General features: G+C 61.6%; 20 protein-coding genes. 8 read left to right on the top strand and 12 right to left on the bottom strand.

The features are described 5' to 3' along the window. Positions 1-310: 310 nt before the first annotated feature. From ACHAA4_RS14245 to ACHAA4_RS14235, 3 genes are read left to right on the top strand one after another with little or no spacing between them, the layout of a single operon-like run. The gene (locus ACHAA4_RS14245; RefSeq protein WP_435774839.1) at positions 311-811 is read left to right on the top strand and encodes a hypothetical protein; all 501 of its coding nucleotides are present in this window, start codon (positions 311-313) and stop codon (positions 809-811) included. After that, positions 795-1,271, top strand: a complete 477-nt coding sequence (locus ACHAA4_RS14240; RefSeq protein ID WP_435774838.1) for a hypothetical protein — start codon at positions 795-797, stop codon at positions 1,269-1,271. Before ACHAA4_RS14245 ends, ACHAA4_RS14240 begins: the two co-directional genes overlap by 17 nt. Next, complete coding sequence (locus ACHAA4_RS14235; RefSeq protein ID WP_435774837.1) at positions 1,268-1,699, top strand: hypothetical protein; 432 nt, start codon at positions 1,268-1,270, stop codon at positions 1,697-1,699. The genes ACHAA4_RS14240 and ACHAA4_RS14235 overlap by 4 nt, the downstream gene beginning before the upstream one ends. A 4-nt stretch (positions 1,700-1,703) precedes the next feature. Here ACHAA4_RS14235 and ACHAA4_RS14230 read toward each other — a convergent pair whose 3' ends face one another. The 6 genes from ACHAA4_RS14230 to ACHAA4_RS14205 all read right to left on the bottom strand — a co-directional run bounded on the left by ACHAA4_RS14230 (position 1,704) and on the right by ACHAA4_RS14205 (position 6,365). Further along, positions 1,704-2,198, bottom strand: a complete 495-nt coding sequence (locus ACHAA4_RS14230; RefSeq protein ID WP_435774836.1) for a hypothetical protein — start codon at positions 2,196-2,198, stop codon at positions 1,704-1,706. A gap of 78 nt (positions 2,199-2,276) precedes the next feature. Then, complete coding sequence (locus ACHAA4_RS14225) at positions 2,277-2,558, bottom strand: hypothetical protein (RefSeq protein ID WP_435774835.1); 282 nt, start codon at positions 2,556-2,558, stop codon at positions 2,277-2,279. Between the two features lie 738 nt (positions 2,559-3,296). Further along, positions 3,297-3,524, bottom strand: coding sequence for a hypothetical protein (locus ACHAA4_RS14220; protein ID WP_435774834.1), 228 nt, complete (start codon positions 3,522-3,524; stop codon positions 3,297-3,299). A gap of 174 nt (positions 3,525-3,698) precedes the next feature. Then, positions 3,699-4,877 (bottom strand): helix-turn-helix domain-containing protein, encoded by a 1,179-nt coding sequence (locus tag ACHAA4_RS14215; protein WP_435774833.1) that lies wholly within the window; start codon positions 4,875-4,877, stop codon positions 3,699-3,701. Continuing rightward, a complete protein-coding gene (locus tag ACHAA4_RS14210; protein WP_435774832.1) occupies positions 4,870-5,463 on the bottom strand; it encodes a hypothetical protein in 594 nt (197 codons plus the stop codon). The genes ACHAA4_RS14215 and ACHAA4_RS14210 overlap by 8 nt, the downstream gene beginning before the upstream one ends. A 122-nt stretch (positions 5,464-5,585) precedes the next feature. Further along, complete coding sequence (locus ACHAA4_RS14205) at positions 5,586-6,365, bottom strand: hypothetical protein (protein WP_435774831.1); 780 nt, start codon at positions 6,363-6,365, stop codon at positions 5,586-5,588. Positions 6,366-8,737: 2,372 nt separating this feature from the next. Between ACHAA4_RS14205 and ACHAA4_RS14200 the strand changes: the two genes are divergently transcribed. Next, positions 8,738-9,721, top strand: coding sequence for a zinc-binding alcohol dehydrogenase family protein (locus ACHAA4_RS14200; RefSeq protein WP_435774843.1), 984 nt, complete (start codon positions 8,738-8,740; stop codon positions 9,719-9,721). Here ACHAA4_RS14200 and ACHAA4_RS14195 read toward each other — a convergent pair. The 3 genes from ACHAA4_RS14195 to ACHAA4_RS14185 all read right to left on the bottom strand — a co-directional run bounded on the left by ACHAA4_RS14195 (position 9,718) and on the right by ACHAA4_RS14185 (position 11,993). After that, entirely contained in the window at positions 9,718-10,317 is a 600-nt protein-coding gene (locus ACHAA4_RS14195) for a cysteine hydrolase family protein (protein ID WP_435774830.1), read from the bottom strand. The two genes, ACHAA4_RS14200 and ACHAA4_RS14195, sit on opposite strands and share 4 nt — an antisense overlap. 96 nt (positions 10,318-10,413) lie before the next feature. Beyond that, on the bottom strand, positions 10,414-11,283 hold the full coding sequence (locus tag ACHAA4_RS14190; RefSeq protein WP_435774842.1) for a VOC family protein: 870 nt from the start codon (positions 11,281-11,283) through the stop codon (positions 10,414-10,416). Between the two features lie 140 nt (positions 11,284-11,423). Continuing rightward, positions 11,424-11,993, bottom strand: a complete 570-nt coding sequence (locus ACHAA4_RS14185) for an NADPH-dependent F420 reductase (protein WP_435774829.1) — start codon at positions 11,991-11,993, stop codon at positions 11,424-11,426. Positions 11,994-12,108: 115 nt separating this feature from the next. Here ACHAA4_RS14185 and ACHAA4_RS14180 point away from each other — a divergent pair, with 115 nt between their 5' ends. The 4 genes from ACHAA4_RS14180 to ACHAA4_RS14165 all read left to right on the top strand — a co-directional run bounded on the left by ACHAA4_RS14180 (position 12,109) and on the right by ACHAA4_RS14165 (position 16,317). Then, positions 12,109-12,609 carry a MarR family winged helix-turn-helix transcriptional regulator gene (locus ACHAA4_RS14180; RefSeq protein WP_435774828.1) on the top strand — a complete coding sequence of 167 codons (501 nt, stop codon included), beginning with the start codon at positions 12,109-12,111 and terminating at the stop codon, positions 12,607-12,609. A gap of 95 nt (positions 12,610-12,704) precedes the next feature. After that, positions 12,705-13,535 carry a PaaX family transcriptional regulator gene (locus tag ACHAA4_RS14175; RefSeq protein ID WP_435774827.1) on the top strand — a complete coding sequence of 277 codons (831 nt, stop codon included), beginning with the start codon at positions 12,705-12,707 and terminating at the stop codon, positions 13,533-13,535. 201 nt (positions 13,536-13,736) lie between these two features. Next, complete coding sequence (locus tag ACHAA4_RS14170) at positions 13,737-15,188, top strand: aldehyde dehydrogenase (RefSeq protein WP_435774826.1); 1,452 nt, start codon at positions 13,737-13,739, stop codon at positions 15,186-15,188. 28 nt (positions 15,189-15,216) lie between these two features. After that, positions 15,217-16,317, top strand: coding sequence for an NAD(P)-dependent alcohol dehydrogenase (locus ACHAA4_RS14165; protein ID WP_435774841.1), 1,101 nt, complete (start codon positions 15,217-15,219; stop codon positions 16,315-16,317). A 119-nt stretch (positions 16,318-16,436) separates the two neighbouring features. On the opposite strand, the gene ACHAA4_RS14160 is transcribed toward ACHAA4_RS14165, so the two are convergent. From ACHAA4_RS14160 to ACHAA4_RS14150, 3 genes are read right to left on the bottom strand one after another with little or no spacing between them, the layout of a single operon-like run. After that, entirely contained in the window at positions 16,437-17,177 is a 741-nt protein-coding gene (locus ACHAA4_RS14160; RefSeq protein ID WP_435774825.1) for a maleylpyruvate isomerase family mycothiol-dependent enzyme, read from the bottom strand. 1 nt (position 17,178) lies between these two features. Then, on the bottom strand, positions 17,179-18,003 hold the full coding sequence (locus tag ACHAA4_RS14155) for a fumarylacetoacetate hydrolase family protein (protein WP_435774824.1): 825 nt from the start codon (positions 18,001-18,003) through the stop codon (positions 17,179-17,181). Beyond that, positions 18,000-19,082: a cupin domain-containing protein gene (locus tag ACHAA4_RS14150; protein ID WP_435774840.1), complete on the bottom strand. Its 1,083-nt coding sequence runs from the start codon at positions 19,080-19,082 to the stop codon at positions 18,000-18,002. The genes ACHAA4_RS14155 and ACHAA4_RS14150 overlap by 4 nt, the downstream gene beginning before the upstream one ends. Positions 19,083-19,095 lie beyond the last annotated feature (13 nt).

Below are 19,095 nucleotides of genomic sequence, written 5' to 3'. Positions count from 1 at the left end.
AGAGGCCGGATCGTGGTGGGGGGGGTCCGTCCCGACTGGGGGACCTGTTCTTGGGTGTAGTGGAATTGCCGCCTAACTAAACTTATCCACAGGGCCGACGTCAGTTACTTTGAGGGCTCCTCGAGGGTTTTGTCCCCAGCGGAGCGAATCTCCAGCTAGGCTACTTCGAATACCCAGCGCACCCTGGTTCAGTCGAAGTAGGAGGAAATCGATGCGTGGTTCGGACTCATCGTTTCTTGAGCTGGTAGCTGAGCCTGTGGGTCGTCGATCTAGCTGGAGACTTACGCAGCCGCCATTGCCCGAGAGGACCGTGAACACCTGGGCGTATCATGAGGACTGCAAGTTCGCGCTCGACCTCATGGCGGCGGGCGAATGGGCGGATTCTCAAATGTCCGAGTCAGAGCAGCAGGTCGCCACTAGCGAACTAAACAGGTTGCGTCTCCTCTGCCAGTGCGCGCAGGCGAAACCGGAGGGGATTTTCGCTAACAGTTCTCTCTGTCACATCAAGGAGCTGGACTCACGGCCGCACTTGATAGAGCTTCGCCAGCCAAGCGTGGACAGGAAGCATCGAAGATCCAGGTTCCAGGACGACCGGCGGCCCCGTATCGTTAGAATCTACTACTGTGAACCTAGAGATCACGACAACGTACTACTGGCGCTCCATGTGGCAGCCAAACCAGGAAACGCCCCTGACTCCAGCAACGAGCAACAGGCGGCTATAAACGACGCGCATCTGCGCATCGAAGCAGCTATCAAGATGTTGGACTCGCAGACTAACGAACCAGGAGGCTCGGATGACGATCATGAATGATCGATCTCTCCCGCGGAATCCAGACGCAGAGTCGCCGGGCGGTCTCAGTGTTGCGGAGGCCAAGCGAGTTCTCGCTGACATGAATCACCTCGCCATCGAGAAGCTCTACGTCCAGGTGGCTAAGGCTTTCAAGGAATCTGGTCGCACGATTGCCGAAGTGGCCAAGATTGTAGATATAGCGCCAGACTTGGCGCACGACATCGTCACCAATCAGTACGAGCTCACAACGGGCGAGCTCCAGGAGGTCTTATTCTCGCTGGACGCCGTCATCGACGTGAAGATCTACACTCGCGCAATTGAGTCCATCGCGAAAGAATGGAAGGTTCGGCGAGTCGCAGCAAGCGTCAGTAGCTGGCAGGATCATCACGAGCTAAAGCAGTCGTCTTGGCACTGGGTCCTTCGTCAAGAGGAGAGCAAGCTTTCAGAAGGCCATAACCACGCGCACGGAAGTCATTCATGAAGGAACTTCCACTTCGTGCCCAGTACTCCGTGGTCCGTTGCGAGGCTAGCAGGCTGCCTGTACCCGAAGAAGAACAGACGACCCTCTGGTCCCTCACACCTATGCACGGACACGGAAACCTCTTCTTTCTGGCTGGTCATCTTCTCTCGAAAGGGGAGGAAGGCATCAGCCAGGCGCAGGTTATGGCCCTCGTGGAATCTACCGATGGTGAGTTCTCTGGTGAGTTCGCGGACCTCGTGGAGGTGCTTGATACAGGACATGTAGTCGAGAACCTCTACGACTTGGCGAGAAGAACTGTTTCAGCTCAGGCGGCTCTGTGCGACTGGTGGCCCGAGTTGCCGCACAAGGCTCCGGATTTTGAGCTGGACTTGTCAGGGGAGACGTCCTTTGAGGACCACGAGGCTTCCGAGCAACTCGAATTCCCCTGAGATTTCATCCCATATGTTGAGCTAACCACTTCCGTTCGTTGAGCGGCCAGCACGGCATCCCGCGGTGCCAGGTGCCGCATTCGCCCGGTGTGGGTTCGCAGATCCCGGACTCGCATCGGATGACCACCTCCGGGCTCCAGTCGGCGCCGATGCTGCGGACCATGAGCTGCTCGCCGCGGCACCAGGGGTAGCTGGTCTCGAGCCGCGGGCCCTCTGTCACCTCGGTAACGTTGCGCGCGGTAGCCGCCTTCATCTGATCTAAATTCGCTGCGGTGGTGGCGAGGACCTCGGCGTGCTGGTCGGTCAGGTCGTCGAGGATATCGATCTGTACCGGTGCGGGGGTGGCGGGGAAGGATGCGAGGTTCGGGTCGGCCCGCTCGGCGAGGACCTCGGCCTCCGTCGGCCGTGCTGACCTGTCAGGGATCAGGCTCCAACATCCCCTACCGCGCGAAGCAACCGCGATGTGCGAGCGGAGTTTCGGGTTACACCTGAATTGCACCTCATCCTTTGCACGTCCCGCACCCCCTAGTCGGAACTGACGCGCTATTCGCGACCCTCGGGGCCCCAGGGGCCGCCCTTACTTGGACATCCGCTCAAAGGTCGGAACGGAACGGCCCGACAAGATGTCGAACCTCGGGGTGTAGATGCTCTCCTGCTCGTCAGCCAAGATCGACGAGGTGTCGATGGCGCGTCGAGTCTCTGCGGCGCCGTTGAGCTCGTGTTTTATACACTGGAAGCCTGCGGTGTACCGCGTGTATACCTTGCTTGAACACAGGTTGCCGTGAGCGGGCTTGATGGTGTGGCAGTGGTTCATCTCCGAATTCAGAAGCTTCGCGCCGGCGTCGTCTGGCCAAGCCATGTCATATCCGGTGGGACCGGTCTTCGGGCGAGAGTCGCCGCAGTGTCCGACGCGGCCGCCGAGGCGTGGATCGCCTAGCGTGTTCCCGAGGTGGGTGTGGATCAGGTGACACAGTGGGCACAGCACCCGCACGTGCAGCTGGGCATCATCACCCCGCCCCCACCGAGCTGTGGACACGACCCAGGCGATTGGTCCCGACATAACATTCTCGCTTTCTTTAGAATAATAACTGTTTAATGGGTCAGAATAGAGATATTTGTAGTTACCGTCAATAGTTAAACTTGGGTAGACGAGGCGGTCTCGGTCAGAAGCCTGCGTGAAGGGAGTGTGCAGTGCGCTGTTATGAAATTGAGGTCACTAAAGAGGGTGCTGATGTACTCGCTGGCACACCGCCGCTGGCTGACCGAGGTCGACGTGATCAATACAATTGACGCCCTGCCAAAGACGCCTATCCCACCGGTTGAGGGAACTGGGGTCGGCGCGACGAGGACGAGGTTCTCGCGACGAGCCGCCAGACGATGCGTGCCGCGCGCCCGACGACTTTCTATAGTCCAGAAGGTGGACAGTTCGGCCTGGGGCCTGCTGGGGCCTGGTGAAGCATGTGGCCGGGGTGGAACCGCGGCAGTTAGCCGCCACCATTCGCAGCCGGTGTCAGCTCAACGTGAAGCAGTTGGCGGAGACGAGTGGCCGACGGATCAGGACCCGAGAAGTAACGCAGTGCCGCCCCCAGGGCAACCTTCACCTTCGGGTTAGTGCGATCGGGGACTGAAGCCGGTCCTCATGGTAAGCCGCTTCCATCATCTCGTCGTGAGTCGGGATCTTTATCTCAGCGATGCGACGCACCCGTTGTTCGGTTGGGCGCCCCTTGAACTCATTGCGCTCCAGGGTGGCCCTAGACTGCACGATCTCGAGCCGCATCTGGTTGAAACCCTGCCACGCCAGGCTCGGTTCACGGTCTTCTGTCACGTGCGCAGTATTACGGAGAGAGGCCTGCGACGACACCCTTATTCGTTGTACTAGAGTCAGATGCGTACTGGGGTCGGCACAATGGTTGGACGAGCACCAGGCGTGTCTCCTGGTAACCCAGGATGGGACATCGATCGCCGGGGCCCAACGAATCCTGTTCCAACACGGGGCGCACTAATGCTGCGCGAAGCGGTCCGACGTGGGGCTGGGGATCACTGGTTCTCTTCTGTCCAGGTATCGATTCAGATCCACAACGGTCGACGGGTCATGACTCGGCGAATTCTGCGGTGGTGATTCTAGAGTGATGGCTCTCAAAATGTGTGCGGGTAGGCCAACTTCGTCTGCCACCTTCATCAATGGGGCTTTGGGCCAACCCATCTCGCGGGCTTTGCGAAGCAACTGAGGTTCTTCCAGGCTCACCTCGACTGGTTCGGTGGTTCGCCAACCGCGCTGGCTGATCTGCCTAAAGAGCGATCGCTTTCGCTGTTCGTCGATGATTCCCAGAAGTTCGGCATTCATTACGGAAGCCTGGATGGATATGCCGAAGCTCGCCTTGATACGTGCGAAGTCGTTGAGGGTGGTGGATGGGGACACTAAGTCGTGCGCTCGTTCCCGGGGGAGCAGCAGAAGGGAAGCGAAAGCGTGGGCCTCCTTCTCAGCTTCTTGTGAGGGGATGTTGGTGCGGAACGTATGAAGGAGGAGGTGGCCAAGTTCGTGTGCGAGGGTAAACCTATTCCTGTCGCCGCTACCACTGACGTAGGCGATGGCGGCGCGAGTACCAGGGCCAGCCCAATGCGAGATTCCGAAGTGGCCAGAGCCGACGACACGCTCGTGTTCCAGGTCGGCCAGGTCGATGCGGAACACACTGATTCCACTACGTTCGAGTCCGCGGGTGAGGTTCCTGATGGGATCTGCAGGGGAAAGGCCCATCGCTCGCCGCGCCTCGCCGGCGAGCTCAGTCAGCGCATCGGGCGTCACGCGGGCGCCATCAGATAAGAAGCTGAGGGCAGCCTTCGGATATGAGATCCTATCTACGAGCAGTTCTCCCGCCCTTGCAGACTCTTGGAAGTACCGTTTGAACTGACGGGTCAGCTTCTGCGACGCCGTGCGATTCTTTCTGAAATGCAGCGTATCGTCCGAGGACTGCAGTGCTTCTGCGGCAAAGAACGACATGGGTGTGCCAGTTGATTCTGCGATCTGTTCAATGATTTCTGGCGAAGGGGTCCGTTGGAGTCGTTCGATCTGCGATAGATAGGCTTGCGAGATGCCTGTGGTGCCAGCGAGTTGGGTCTGGGTCCATCCGTGAAGTTCACGAAGAGCAACTATGCGCTCGGCCCAAAGGGCCTCATGCACTTCCTTCCTCCTCTGTCTCGACAGGGATGTCTGCGAAGAGATCCTCGTCGCTTGTCTCAAACTCCAGGCTCCTAATATCAGTGGCGTACCTAGGGAGGATAAAGTCGAGGTCAACTTTCTCCTGTCGACCAAACTTCCAAGTGCCCACCGGGCGAACGATCCGTATCGTTTCACCTGCTGTACCAGTACTCCAGAGAGCTAGGAGTTTGTCGGCTCGGGGCAAGACCGCTGCGGGCAGAAGGTCGTTCATGTAGTACTGCTCCCGAGCCGCGTTCGGTCCTGGGTGGGGTGCACTTCCATCTTGTAGCTGATGAAGAAGTCTCATAGAGACGGTTCCGCGCCGCAAGATGATCGACGAATTATTGATGAAATCCATGTCCCATCCGTCGATGCCTCCGGCTTTGACCAACGCGGAGATGGTCCAGGCGCGAGTAAAGTGCGTCATCGCGGGTCCCGCCCATGCGTGCAAAGAACCAGGCATTCCCGAAAACGCTTCCTGGGACCTGAGGACCCCCTCTGAAAGAGCGTCATGCAGTGGTTCGCATGCTGACTCCAGTGCTTCGGTGACGCGGGCGATGTGATCCATGTTGGTAATAATATCACCATCAAATGTTCTATGTCACTGGGGAGGGTGACCAGTCCTCTAATCGATGGCTTGGAAGCTCTGGAAAGACCGGTAGAGGTCTCAAGGCCACTCTGGGGAGCGAGTCACTGAAGACCGACAATCATCGCCACGATCACAGCAATGCCCGCGAGGACCACTGATGCTCTGGCCCAACGCAGTTCTTTCTGTGCGTCTTCAGCCTGCTTCTGCCAACCCTGCTGGTGAGCAACAGTGAGTTGTTGCATCGCATCAATCTGGTGAACCATCTGTTGGAGCATGTCACGTGTGTGTTTGGTTTGAACCTCGAGCGCTTGGTACTGCCGTTTCAACAGTTCGTGCATAGAAGCGGACGCAAGGAACTCAGCCGTAGCTTCCTGGATGCCCTCCCCTTGGAGGCTCCTGGGCACTGAGTAGGCCAAGGCTGGCGCCGCGTCACCTGCAGTGCCCTGGTCTGGTTCCGATGTCGCGGCCCTCGTGGACTTCACTTTAGGAGCAGCCCCAACGATTGATTCAAGGAAGTACGCGAAGGTCCCTCCTACGTGTCCCACTGCTTCTGCATAGAAGTGTGCAGATTCAGCGACTGCTTGTCCTAGCGGGCGAAATAGTGGAGTGGGGTTGAGTGCAACCGCAGTACCCCCGAGAAGTTCACCCAGTCCTTGCAGGAGGGACTGGCGAAATTCGTCCGCGGTGTTCGGGCCAAGTTTCCTGTCCAGCTCGTCAGACGCGAGATCCATATCTGACTCTGACCGAGCCCGAATCTCGTCGGCGTCGAGCCCTGCGTATCGCTCGTGCGCGATTCGGAGGATTTCCTCTACTTGAACTCGGTAGTTGAGATCGTCAGAATCTTCGTTCTGCGGTTGATCGGAATGATCGCAAGCACCCATGTAATTATCCTAGTCGTGCAGTTTTCTGGAGGAACACGTCGGCGGGGCAATGGAGCCCAGCATGGCAGGCGAAGTCTTTGCCGCTCAGGTCGGCCAGTGCGAACCCCGGTGCTGAGGCGGTGGGGGAGCACCGTGGTCTAGTAGAGCTCAACGGCTTGCCGGTGTGCTTTAAGGACAAGAAGTTCGGCCGCCCAACCTCGGATAAGGTACGGCGCTTCGCGGCGGTGGATCTACCACCGGTCATCAGAGAAGTCCTGGCACCAGCGCGAAAAGAGTGGGAGCCCGTGGCTACCGCTTGGGCGTCTCCCCAGCAGAAGCGACTGGCGAAAATGATTCCGAGAATGATTACTGCTTTTGAACGACGTCTTCTTACGTCAGGGCCGGGGAGTGGTGGCTCCGCGGTGGCACCTCCGCGGTCCTGGTCGTGGCCCTTGATGTTGATGTCCCCCTTCGGGGTAAAGCAACTGCATCACCTGATGCAGCGACAGCTTTGGAACACATACCAGATTCTCAACTAGTTTCCCGGGTCGGCCCTGGCCGACCACGTCACCCCGTCGACCCTCACCTGCGCCAGCAGGTGGAGACCTTGGTCCACCGGCGGGGTCTAGGTACCCGGTTCTTTCTGAAAGACACGACGCAGCCGGGGTACGCGCACGGCCGTGCAACGGCTGTGGAAACAGGGCTCATCCGACGTAGCGAAGCGACGTCGGTGAGACCTGCCAGGGCATCCTGACACGGCCCCACAGGGCCGTGGGAGAGCAAGGAGCGCAGCGACGCAGTAAGGGCCCGAAGAGAGCGCCAGCGAACGAGGGTGACGAAGGACGAAACGAGGGAGCGAAGCGAGCTCGGAGAGGACGAAGTCAGGAGTGTCGGCTGTGCCGACCACCGAGCAAGTTGAGGAGGAGCGTAGCGAGTCCGAAACGCAGCGAGGTGCCACTCCCCCTTATGCCCTTTTCTTTCTTTCCGACCTTCAGGAGCTTTAGCGGATGAAGTCGGAGATAAATCCACGTATACCAAGGGGATCGATGTCTCCACCCCCCTTGGATCCACCCCCTCTATGCATGGATCCATGGGGTAGGGGTGGATCCGTGGCATCTATCTCCGCAGGTCAGTGGCTCTTGGGTGGATCCGTGCACAGCCTCTCCGTGTCACCATGGATCCACCCGTGTCTCCACCCTGAATAAGAGCCGTGTTTGGGGGTGGATCCACGGTCGGATCTTCATATGTTTCTGACCCTGCGAGGGCAGTGTTTCTCTGTGCGGATCGTCCTGCTCGCTCCCTCTCTGGGTGCTGTTGGTGGTGGTTTCTGTAACTCTGGTGTGGATGCTGGATATTCAGGATCATGTGGTTGTCCTTGAACCTCCCACGGCTGCTCTGGACCTGACGTCGCGGAACCAGTCTTGCCATACTGTTTTGGTATCAGAACCTGCTTCAGTCCTGTGGACAACTTGATGGATCATGGCGGACCTGTATTGCTCGAGAGGCGAAGTTTTGGACGCGGGAGAGGCCCCGGCCTCGAATGTCTCGGCAGGACTAGAGAGGTCCTTCTTCATCAGCCTTAGAGATATTGTGCAGGTGGAACGAAACTCAGGCATGCCGATCTTCGGTCGACTCTGACGCCATCGGGGAGCCGGCGTCAAGGTTGCAGGCGACGGGTCTCAGACATATGCACGCGACCCTCGCGAACCGACGCCCACGATGGTCCCACCCGAGTCGCAGACGGGTCTGCAATGTGGATTCGGGTGGTCCAGTTCTCACCACAGACGGTGGATTGGTCGTGTGTTCTTCGTCGGTACAGCGCATGATCTCGTAGAGATCGTGACGACGTGTCGTTCATGAACTGTCTTGAGCCTGGTTCTGCGTCGTCGCGGCACTGTAAGAATCTGGTGCGTTTAGGGTCAGCATCTGGTGACAATGTCGTGTCTGCTGCCGCGGTGGACTTGCAGGCAGTCGGAGGGTGATCCTTAGAGCCTCTCTGGAATACGTATGTGAGCGCGTCAGCGAGAGCCGGAAGCGATGGGGTCGCTGAGGCTGAAATGCGTCAGCGCGGTGCAGAGAAAAAAGAACCCCGCCAGGAGCGGAATGCTCCCAGCGGGGGTTTTGAAACGTGAAAGTGCCGCGAGATGCGACGACCCAGGTCCTCGGCACAGGTGCAGGGGAATACGCCGTTCGGCCGGTGGGTTCTGATCTCGTATGACACAGATCAGGAATTGCTTGGTGGATGCTGCCATGACGCATTCCCGCAACTCCCGCTCCACTCCGGGGAGGCGATCCACTGGGGCGGGCGCGTTCCGGCAGCGAAGTAAGAGCCCGGCTAAGCTGCCCGCAGGATCTCGGTCCTGGCCCAGTGCAGGATTGCAAGCGTGAGCGGCATGATGCAGGCGGTCGTCGTCGACCAGCCTGGCGCGCCAGAGGTGCTCCTGCTGCGCGAGGTCCCTATTCCCAAGCCCAGCCTGGGTTGGGTGCTCATCCAGATACGTGCTTTCGGACTCAATCGTTCAGAGCTTCATTTTCGCAGCGGCGTCGCATCGAGCGGAAGCTTCCCGCGCATCCCCGGGATCGAGGCATCGGGCGTCGTGGTGGATGCACCAGGCGGCGAGTTCGCGCCCGGCGTCCAGGTCATGACCATGATGGGCGGGATGGGCCGCAACTTCGATGGTGGCTATGCCGAGTACGTGGTGGTGCCCGCAGCTCAGGTCATCCCCTTCACAAGCGATCTGCCATGGTCGACGCTGGGCGCCGTGCCCGAGATGCTGCAGACTGCCTACGGATCGCTCACCGTCGGGCTCGAAGCAGTCGAGGGCCAGACGCTGCTGATCCGCGGCGGCACGTCATCTGTGGGTCTCGCCGCGGCGGTGCTCGCGAAGCGTCGCGGAATGACCGTCATCTCGACCACCCGCAGCGCAGCGCGTTTCCCGCTGCTGGAACAGGTCGGTGTCGACCACCCCCTCCTCGACTCAGGTGAGGTCGCGGAGCCAGTGCGCGCACTGCTCGGAGGAGGAGTGGACGGAGCCATCGAGCTCGTCGGTGCCAACGTCATGCGTGACACCCTGCTCGCCGCCCGTCCCGGCGGAGTCGTCTGCTTCACCGGGATGCTCTCCGACCAGTGGACGATCCCAGAGTTCTACCCCATGGACTGGCTGCCCAACGGAGTCCGGCTCACCGCCTATTCGGGTGATGCCAGCGGGCTTCCCGCCCCGGTGCTCCAGGAGTACCTGGATGCGGTCGAGGCAGGAAGTGCTGTGGTGCCGATCGGTCGCACCTACCGCATCGATGAGATCGTCCAGGCGCATCGAGATCTGGAGGCGAACGCCGTCGGTGGCAAGGCCGTGGTGGTCCTCGGAATGCCTGACTAAGAACTGAGGGAGGCGGCAATCGTCTCAGCGTCGGTGATGGTGGCGATGTTGGTCAGCGCGTATTCCAATGCGCCACGCTGCCAGTCGGCACTGAGGCTTGATGACGCATCTGAGACGATCGTGACCTCGTATCCATGGTCGGCCGCGTCGCGAACCGTATGCTCCACGGCCATGTTCGTCCACGCCCCGACCACGATGAGCGAGTCAACGCCGAGGTTTCGCAGCATTGAGTCGAGCTCGGTTCCGTTGAACACGGACATCCGTGTGCGGTCAAGGACGATTTCGTCGCCGGAGGGACGCAGCTCATCGACGATCTCGACACCCCAGCTCCCGACCTTGAAGGTGTCTGGAGCCAGCATCTGGAACACCGGTGCGTTGCGACCGCCCACACCCGGGAGCGGGTGTACGACGATGCGACTGTGAAACACCGGCACCGCAGCCGCGCGGGCGGCCTCGACGATGTTGCGGATGTTCGGGATGACGTTCTGGCTAGCTGCATGTTCTGCCGCGCCGAACGAGGCATATGCCCCGCTGGCGTGGACGGTGTCGTTCTGCATGTCGACGACAAGGACGGCGGTTCTGATGGATGTAGTCATGATGTGTGTTTCCTTCGAGTCAAGGTGGGGATCGGTGAGAGTGGCTGTGGAGGCCTGAGCCGTAGAGCCGCGCCCACCGAATGAGACGTGGGAGTGTCAGAGGGCCAGCAGCTCGTCCGAAGAGAGATCAGCGGCGCTGACTGTGACGAGTGTTCCCCAAGGGTCGCGGGCGGAGAGGCTTCGCCCATCGGTGATGAAGTCGATCGAGCGCGCAGCGAGCCGAGCCTTCAACGCGGCGATATCCTCGGGGGCGGGCACCGTGACCGCCACGTTGCCCAGTCCCAGCCGCGCCGCGCGGGGCCCAGCGCCACGGCTGTTCCAGGTGTTCATGGCGATGTGGTGGTGATATCCACCGGCGGAGGCGAAGAGCGCTCCGGGGTAGCCCATCTGAGTGACCTCGAATCCCAACGCATCGATGTAGAAGGATCGCGCCACCGTGAGGTCCCCGACTTGCAGGTGCACATGCCCGACGAGTCCCGGGAGCTCTGGCCCGGCGTCCACAGCCGTCTGGCTTAGGTGCGTCTGGAGGTATGTCGTCGGATCGAGGTGAGTGGTCGTCATCCGAATCTGATCGCCATCGTGGGTCCACTGCTCACGAGGTCGGTCCCGGTAGAGCTCGACACCATTTCCCTCTGGGTCCGTGAAGTAGAAGGCCTCACTGACGAGGTGGTCGCTTGAGCCGATGAACGTGCCGGCCGGTGCGTTGCCTGCGCGGTGGACGGTTGCGGCGAGGCTTGCTCGGTCCGCGAACAGAAACGCCGTGTGGAACAGCCCGGCCTGGTGTGGATCTGTGACCGGGAGATTCGGAGTGTGGATCAGGCGGACCAGGGGAATGACTCCTCGCCCCAGGACACGGTGCACTTCTCTGCCTGCGGTCAGATCCTGGACCGGCTCCATGGCGAAGGCTTCGCAGTAATAGGCAGACATTTTTTCGAGGTCACCGACTCGAAGAGTGACTGCACCCATCGATGCGCCGGGGTTGATGATGCGTTCGTCGATCTGGATGGGCACGTCTTGCTCCGAATCTTGGTGGGGTCGACGCTGCGTCGACCCCACCGCGGTGATGTCTCTAGGGGTGTCTTGATGTTGGGCTAAAGCGCCGGGGTTCAGCGGACGACGCCGAATCCTCCGGTCCAGCTGATCTTCTCGCCTGCGGCCAGAGTGAGCTGCAGGAACCCGAGCGCCTCCAGCTCGCGTGCGCGCTTCAGCGTGCCGGCATCGATGGCCTGCAGGCCGCCTGCGGTGATCAGCGAGACGAGTGCCTGCTTGGCCGCGTCGTCGTCACCGGCCACCAGCACGGTGGTGTCCAGATCGCCGATCTTCTTCGCCCCCAGGGTGGCCGCGAAGTTGGTGTTGAAGGCCTTCAGGACCCGAGACGAGGGAAGGGCCTCCGCCAGTTCGGCTGCGGCTGAGGAGTCGGCGCCTACGACCAGGGAGTCGAAGGTCGAGAAGTCCAGCGGGTTCGTGATGTCGACGACGATCTTGCCCTCGAGCTGGGCACCGTGGTTGGCCACGATGGATTCAAGTGCGGGGTAGGGCACAGCTAGTACGACGAGATCGCCGGTGATGGTTCCGCCGTCGGATCCGATGTGTTCGACCGATGCGCCGCTGGTCTTGAATACGTCGGCGATGGCGGTTCCCATATTGCCTGAACCGAAGATGGTCACGTCTGTCATGGGGATGCTCCTTGTGCTTGGCCTTTCGAGCTGAGTGATCGAGAGGCATTGGTTGCTGGTACAAGTAACCTACATGGAACTGGTTGTAGGTGCAAGTATTGGTAGGATTGCACCTATGACTGAGACAAACTGGCTCTCTGAGGACGAGCATGTTGCGTGGGTACGCTTCACGGCCGTCCTGGAGCTGCTCCCTTCCGCCCTGGATCTTCAGCTCGGCGCGGATGAGGGTCTCACCCACTTTGACTACTTCACGCTCGCGATGCTCTCTGAGGCGCCCGGTCGCGTCCTGCGCACCAGTGCCCTCGCCGCCCGTACGAATGCGACTTTGCCGCGGCTCTCCCGAGTGGTGTCTCGGCTAGAGGCGGCGGGTTTCGTGGAGAGGGCGCCGTGTCCAGATGATCGCCGAGCCACGAACGTCAGTCTGACCGAGGCGGGCTGGAAGAAGGTCGTCCACGCGGCTCCTGGCCACCTGGAAGTCGTCCGCCGGCTTGTGATCGATCAGTTGACTCCGGAACAGGTTCAACAGCTCTCCGCGATCTCTGGCGCCATGCTGCAGCAGCTGGATCCAGAGGGTCGGATGCTTGCCAGCGAGGATCTGAAGCGCGGAAGCGCCTGAGGTGAATGGGGGAGTGAGTCCTTTGTGGGCTCGGGGAATGATCTCTGGGGCCTAGAATGCGCTGAAGTCCCGCGGTCATCTTCTCTGGAGGCGTCTTGGCATCCTTTGCACGTTCACTTGTCATGGACCTCTATGGCGATTACCTCCGATACGCCCAGGGGGGAGAGGTTCGTCTCGCGGGCCTTCTGCGGGTTCTTGAGGACTTCGACATCGAACCGTCTTCCGGACGGGTGACCCTGTCGCGACTCCGAAACGCGGGTTGGTTCACGGCGCGCCGCGAGGGTCGGGAGACTCTGTATCAGCTTTCCGAGCAGATGTCCGAGGTGCTGGATGAGGGTCGCGACAGAATCTTCACCCGACCGGAGGCCCCCTGGGACGGGCAGTGGACCCAAGTCCTCTACCAGGTCCCGGAGTCGGCCCGAGGAGTCCGAGGCTCGTTGCGGAAGAGGCTCTCGTGGATGGGTTTCGGGCAGTGCGCGCCGTCGGTGTGGCTGTCTCCGCATCCGATGGTCGAAGGAGCAGAGCAGCTGCGGGACGAGTTTCCCGAGGCTGAGATCGACGTGCTGCGCTCTGCCACATCAGGCTTGGCTTCTGACATCGAGCTCGCCGCACGCTGCTGGGATCTCGAGCAGGTGGGGCGGGACTATGACGGGTTCATCGCAGCGTGCGATTCCGCGGTGGCTCGAGCTGGCGTCCTGCGGGGTCAGGACGCTCTGGTGGAGCGGATGCGCCTGGTGGCAGATGCGCGCCGTATGACCTTCAAGGATCCTCGGCTTCCTGAAGAGCTGCAACCTCCGCACTGGCCCGCGCGCCGCGCCTTCGAATCCTTTATGCAGGCCCATAAGGCCCTGGGTCCGAGTGCTTGGATGCGCATCGAGTCCAGGCTGGGGCAGGTGCTGGACGGAAACTTCATAGAACATGGTTGAGACGGACGGCGTGATTGAGTTATATTTAATTGTAACGATGGTCACACTCTGATTCAGGCGCACGTTCACTGGACCGGCAGGCCATCGCAGGAATCCGCGCACAGCGCGTGGGGTTTCGTCGAGATCGCCGTCGAGTCAGGCCCCGGTGGTGCATCACGTCGGTTTCGACGGATCAATTGCCGTGACATTGGAGGAGTTCGCATGGAGACGCAGCTAATCATCGACAACAGCCAGCGGGCAGGGGCGGAGGGCAAGACATTCGTCCGTCGAGACCCCGTCAGCCAGGAGGTCATCACCACCGCAGTCGCAGCGAGCGTTGCCGACGCGGCTGAAGCCGTGGACTCCGCAGCCAAGGCATACGCCTCCTGGTCCCAGACGGGCCCCTCAGAACGCCGCGCGGTGTTCCTCAAGGCCGCGGACATCATGGAGAGCCGGGCGGGGGAGTTCACCGAGACCATGACACGAGAGGTCGCAGCGGCGCCCCTCTGGTCGGGGTTCAACGTGTTCCTGACCGCTCAGCTGTTCCGAGAGGCAGCGTCGCTTGCCACCCAGATCCAGGGCGAGACCCTTCCCACCGATAAGCCCGGCACGCTCTCCATGACCGTCCGCCAGCCGGTCGGCGTGGTGCTGAGCATGGCGCCCTGGAACGGTGCCGGAGTGCTCGCAGCCCGTGCCATCGCGTACCCCATCGTGTGCGGAAACTCGGTCATCTTCCGAGCGTCGGAGAGCAGCCCGCGTTCACATGCGATCATCGCCGAGGTTCTGCACGAGGCCGGTCTTCCACCAGGTGTGCTGAACTTCCTCACCAACGATCCCGCCGACTCAGACGAGTTCATCGAATCGTTGATCGCCAATCCGGCGGTGCGGCGGGTGAACTTCACCGGCTCCACGGCAGTGGGACGGATCATTGCCGAGAAGTCGGGGCGCTACCTGAAGCCGGCTCTGCTGGAACTGGGCGGCAAGGCTCCTCTCGTGGTCCTCGATGACGCAGATCTTGACGGAGCGGTGAACGCCGCCATCTTTGGGACGTACATGTTCCAGGGGCAGATCTGCATGTCCACCGAACGCATGGTGGTGGATGAAGCCGTCGCAGACCAGTTCGTCGCAGAGTTTGCCCGCCGCGCCGAGCAGCTGCCGGAAGGCGACCCTACCCAGGACCCGTCCTGCGTCATCGGCCCGATGTTCAAGGCCGAGTCCGGGGATCGGATCAACCAGCTGATCGATGATGCCCTGGCGAAGGGAGCCACCCTGGTGACCGGCGGCAGGGCTGACGGAGCCAAGATGTCAGCCACCATCCTGGACCATGTCACCCCGGATATGGACATCTATGACACCGAGACCTTCGGGCCGGTGACCACCGTGGTCCGCGTATCTGGTCTTGACCAGGCTGTCGAAGTCGCCAACGACACCGAGTACGGCCTGGCGGCAGCGGTGTTCGGACGGGACAGCACCCGCGCGCTCAATGTCGCGATGAAGATCCAAGCCGGCCACGTCCACGTCAACGGGGCCACGGTCCAGAACGAAGCTCAGGCGCCCTACGGAGGCACCAAGGCCAGCGGCTACGGACGCTTTGACGGTCGCGCTGTGATCAATGAGTTCACCGAGCTCAAGTGGATCACGGTTGAGCCCTCCGACCAGCCCTACCCGATCTGATCGTACGCAAGAGAGGACTTGATCTGTGATGAAGATTTCCGCGGCAGTCGCCAGGGCTCCCCACGAGCCGCTGACCATCGAAGACGTCGAACTGGACGACCCCAGACCGAACGAGGCCCGTGTCAGGATGGTCGCCTCAGGTGTCTGCCACACCGATGCCATCGTGCGGGATCAGGTTTATCCCACACCCCTGCCCGCCGTCCTCGGTCACGAGGGGGCCGGCATCGTCGAGGCAGTGGGGAGCTCGGTCACGACGGTCAGCGTCGGTGATCCGGTGCTGCTCTCGGCCGCCTATTGCGGCACCTGTACTCGATGCCGCAGGGGGGAGATGGCCTACTGCGAGAACCTCTTCGCCTGTGATTTCGGAGGGCGACGCGCGGACGGTTCAACGGCGTTCAGCAATGGCGAAGAGGTCATCTCTTCCCATTTCTTCGGGCAGTCCTCCTTCGCCTCGTACTCGAACGTCGTCGAAGAAAGCCTCATCAAAATCCCATCGGATGTCCCGCTCAACATCGTGGCGCCGCTTGGCTGCGGCATCCAGACCGGTGCCGGCGCGGTGCTCAACGAGCTGAGACCAGAACCAGGCAGCTCACTGGTGATCCTCGGCGCAGGCGCAGTGGGTGCTGCGGCTGTGATGGCCGGAGCAGTCGCGCACTGTGGCAGCATCATCGCCGTCGACATCCACGACTCCCGGCTCGAGCTGGCCCGGGAACTCGGGGCAACTGAGACCATCAACACGAAGCACGTGAACCTGACCGATGAACTCATGCGCCTGACGGATGGACAGGGTGCCGACTACATCCTCGACACCACAGCGCGGCCCGACGTGATGCGGCAGGCAGCTGACGCCATCGCTCACCGTGGGACCTTCGGTCTCGTCGGAGCTGCTGCTCCAGGTACCGAGGTCTCCTTCGAGGTCGGCCTTTCATTGGTCAAGGGGTGGACCTTCAAGACCATCGTTCAGGGCAGCTCAGTGCCGCAGGTCTTCATCCCACAGCTCATCGATCTGTGGAGGTCGGGGCACTTCCCCTTCGACAAGCTGGTGCGCCACTACGAGTTCGCCGACATCAACAGTGGGTTCGAAGATTCAGCATCGGGAGCCACGATCAAACCGGTGTTGGTGTACTGAGCTCCTTCGAGGTCGGAGGCGGTGAGAGATCCGTCTCCGACCTCGATGCAGAAGGAGGGAGGGGCGGTGGTGCTTGCAAGCACCACCGCCCCTCGCTCCTTCTGTCAGTCACTGGGACCTCAGAGCCATCTGGGCGGTTCCGTCTCCTGGCCTGTGGCCAATGCCGAGGCGCCACGGCCAGAAGCCCAGGCGGCCACCGCCGCCAGCGTGCCCGTGACGGCTGTCGCCGAGCTGGCACCTGCACCAGCACCCAGAGTGCCGAGGTCTGGGCGATCCAGCACCTCGATGGCGAACCCGGGGTCGGTCCCTCGTTTCTGCCACATCCCGGTGATGTCGCCCAGGAGCCGCTCCAGGACGGATTCCGGTATATCTGAGAAGCGCGCTCCGTTGTCCAGATCCACGGCATGCAGCCATACCTCCCGGGTGCGCATCCAGACTGTCTCGCTCAGCGGGACTTCTCGCCCCTGCGCGGTGCGGACGATGGTGGACCACAGATCCGCGGGCGTGTCTCGCCACTCCACATTCAGAGACACCGCAGCATGATCATCGAGATGTCGCAATGCCCGTGCCGGCATGGTCGCGCCCAGTTCGATCTCCTGATCTCGGACTTCAGGCGAGGCATACATAGGAGTCTCGACTCCGGTATTGGCCCAGAGGACCAGGCGGGCGATGGCACGAGCGTTGTATCCGACGTGGGCGATGAGGTGCCGCCTAGTCCACCCAGACAGCAATGTCGGTCCATCCAGCTCGGCGTCACTGAGCTCGTGGACCTTGCGGTGCCAGAAGGCGGTTCCTCGCCGGACGGTCAGCAGCTGTTCCTGGATTTCGGGGTCCGTCGTCAGGTCGTGGCGTGCAACCATGTCAGGGCTCCACGATCTCGGAGCGCATCGGTCCGATCCCGTCGATCTCGACCTCCACAACGTCGCCTGGTTTCAGGAAGACCTGTGGGTCACGAGCGCGGCCTACGCCGCCGGGGGTGCCGGTCAGAATCACATCTCCAGGGTTCAGCGGGATCATGGTGGAGATGTAAGAGACCAGGTGCTCCGGAGTGAAGACGAGATCTCCGATGGAGTGCTCCTGCATGACCTCGCCGTTGACCCGAGTCCGAAGAGTGGAGGTGCTGTAGTCGAAGTCGTCCGCGGTGACCATCACCGGTCCCAGGGGTGTCGATCGGGCCCAGATCTTGCCCTGGAGCCATTCGATGGTGCGGAACTGCCATCCGCGCATCGAGATGTCGTTGGCCGACGTGTATCCGGCGATCTTTGCGCCGGCTTCCTCCTCGGTGACTCGGTAGGCCTCGGATCCGATGACGACGACCAGCTCGCCCTCCCAGTCCAGGTCTGGATCCTCCGCAACGGCCGTCACCGGGTCGAACGGCCCGGTGAGGGTCTCCGCGTACTTGGCGAACAGCGTCGGATGAGTGGGCAGCTCTCGGCCCATCTCCTTGATGTGTGAGGCGTAGTTGAGTCCCACGCAGATGACCTTGCCAGGGTTTGGCAGGGGAGAGCCAAGCTGGACGTCCGAGGTGTTGAACGTCGGGCCGGCTGCTGCTTCAGCCAGTTCGCGCCAGTTCTCCTGGGTCAGCAGCTGGCCCACATCGGAATATCCGTCGATGCTCACCCAGTGGTCGTCCTGCTGGCGTGCCGCGGTCGAGCCTTCGGGGGTGCGTATGGTGCTCAGTCTCATGAGTTCTCCTCTTCGATGTAGGTCCGCTGGAAGTGCAGCTTTTCGATGATCGGGTGATCGCCGAACTGGAAGAGATCGAACGAGGTCTCTGCCTGCAGGTGGAACGGGGCCCAGGACGGGACGACGAAGATGTCGCCGGTCTCGACCTGGTGCTGCTGGTCACCGATAGTGGCGATGCCGCGGCCCTCGAAGACCTGGTAGACGCTGGAGCCGACTTCTCGGACGGTTCGCGTTTCCACCCCCGGGCGGAGCCGGTGGAACTGGGCTCGAATCGTGGGCATCACGTCGCCACCGGTGGTGGGGTTGATGAATCGAACCGCCGCGTGGCCGGGGCCGACTGTCGCGGGGAAGCCCTCATCTTCGATTCGCAGCTGTTCTGCGAGTGCTCGGTCGGTGTGCTCCCAGCGATACGCCCCGATCGGTGAGGACACGGTGTTGCGAAGCCCGGAGAGCGGACGCAGACCTGGGTTGGCCCAGAGTCGTTCGCTGCGGGAGACGTCGGGAGTCGACTCATCCGTCACTCGATCGATGCCGAACTCGAAGAATGAGGAGTCCGTGTAGTGGACGAACGGGATGTCCAAGCCGTCGATCCATGCCATGGGCTGGTCGGTCTCGTTGTGGTGCCCGTGGAAGTTCCAGCCAGGGGTCAGCAGGAAGTCCCCGCGGGACATGCGCACGGGATCGCCATTGACCACCGTCCACACGCCCTCACCTTCCACCACGAAGCGGAAGGCGTTCTGCGAATGGCGATGTTCGGGGGCCACTTCATGACCTCCCAGATACTGGATCGCGCACCACAGCGTCGGGGTCGTATAGGGTCGGCCTCCCAGCCCCGGGTTTGCCAGCGAGATCGCTCGACGCTCACCGCCGCGACCGACGGGCACCAGATCGCCTGCGCGCTGAGCCAGGGGGAGAAGCTCCTTCCAGCGCCAGAGATGGGGAGTGGCCTTGGGGCGCGGCTCAGGGGGCATCAGATCGCCGATCTCTGTCCACAGCGGAATCATGTGGCCGGCTTCGAAGTCTGAGTAGAGCTGATCCAGCTGGACCTGCTCCTCGGGAGTGGGCGGTGGGACGTTCATCCCGTCAGCGCCG

Origin of the sequence: Nesterenkonia maliinae (genome assembly GCF_051262655.1) — a bacterium.
In the GTDB taxonomy this organism is placed as follows: domain Bacteria; phylum Actinomycetota; class Actinomycetes; order Actinomycetales; family Micrococcaceae; genus Nesterenkonia.
Note: the sequence above shows the minus strand (reverse complement) of the source record. Positions and strands in the feature narration are given on the sequence as shown.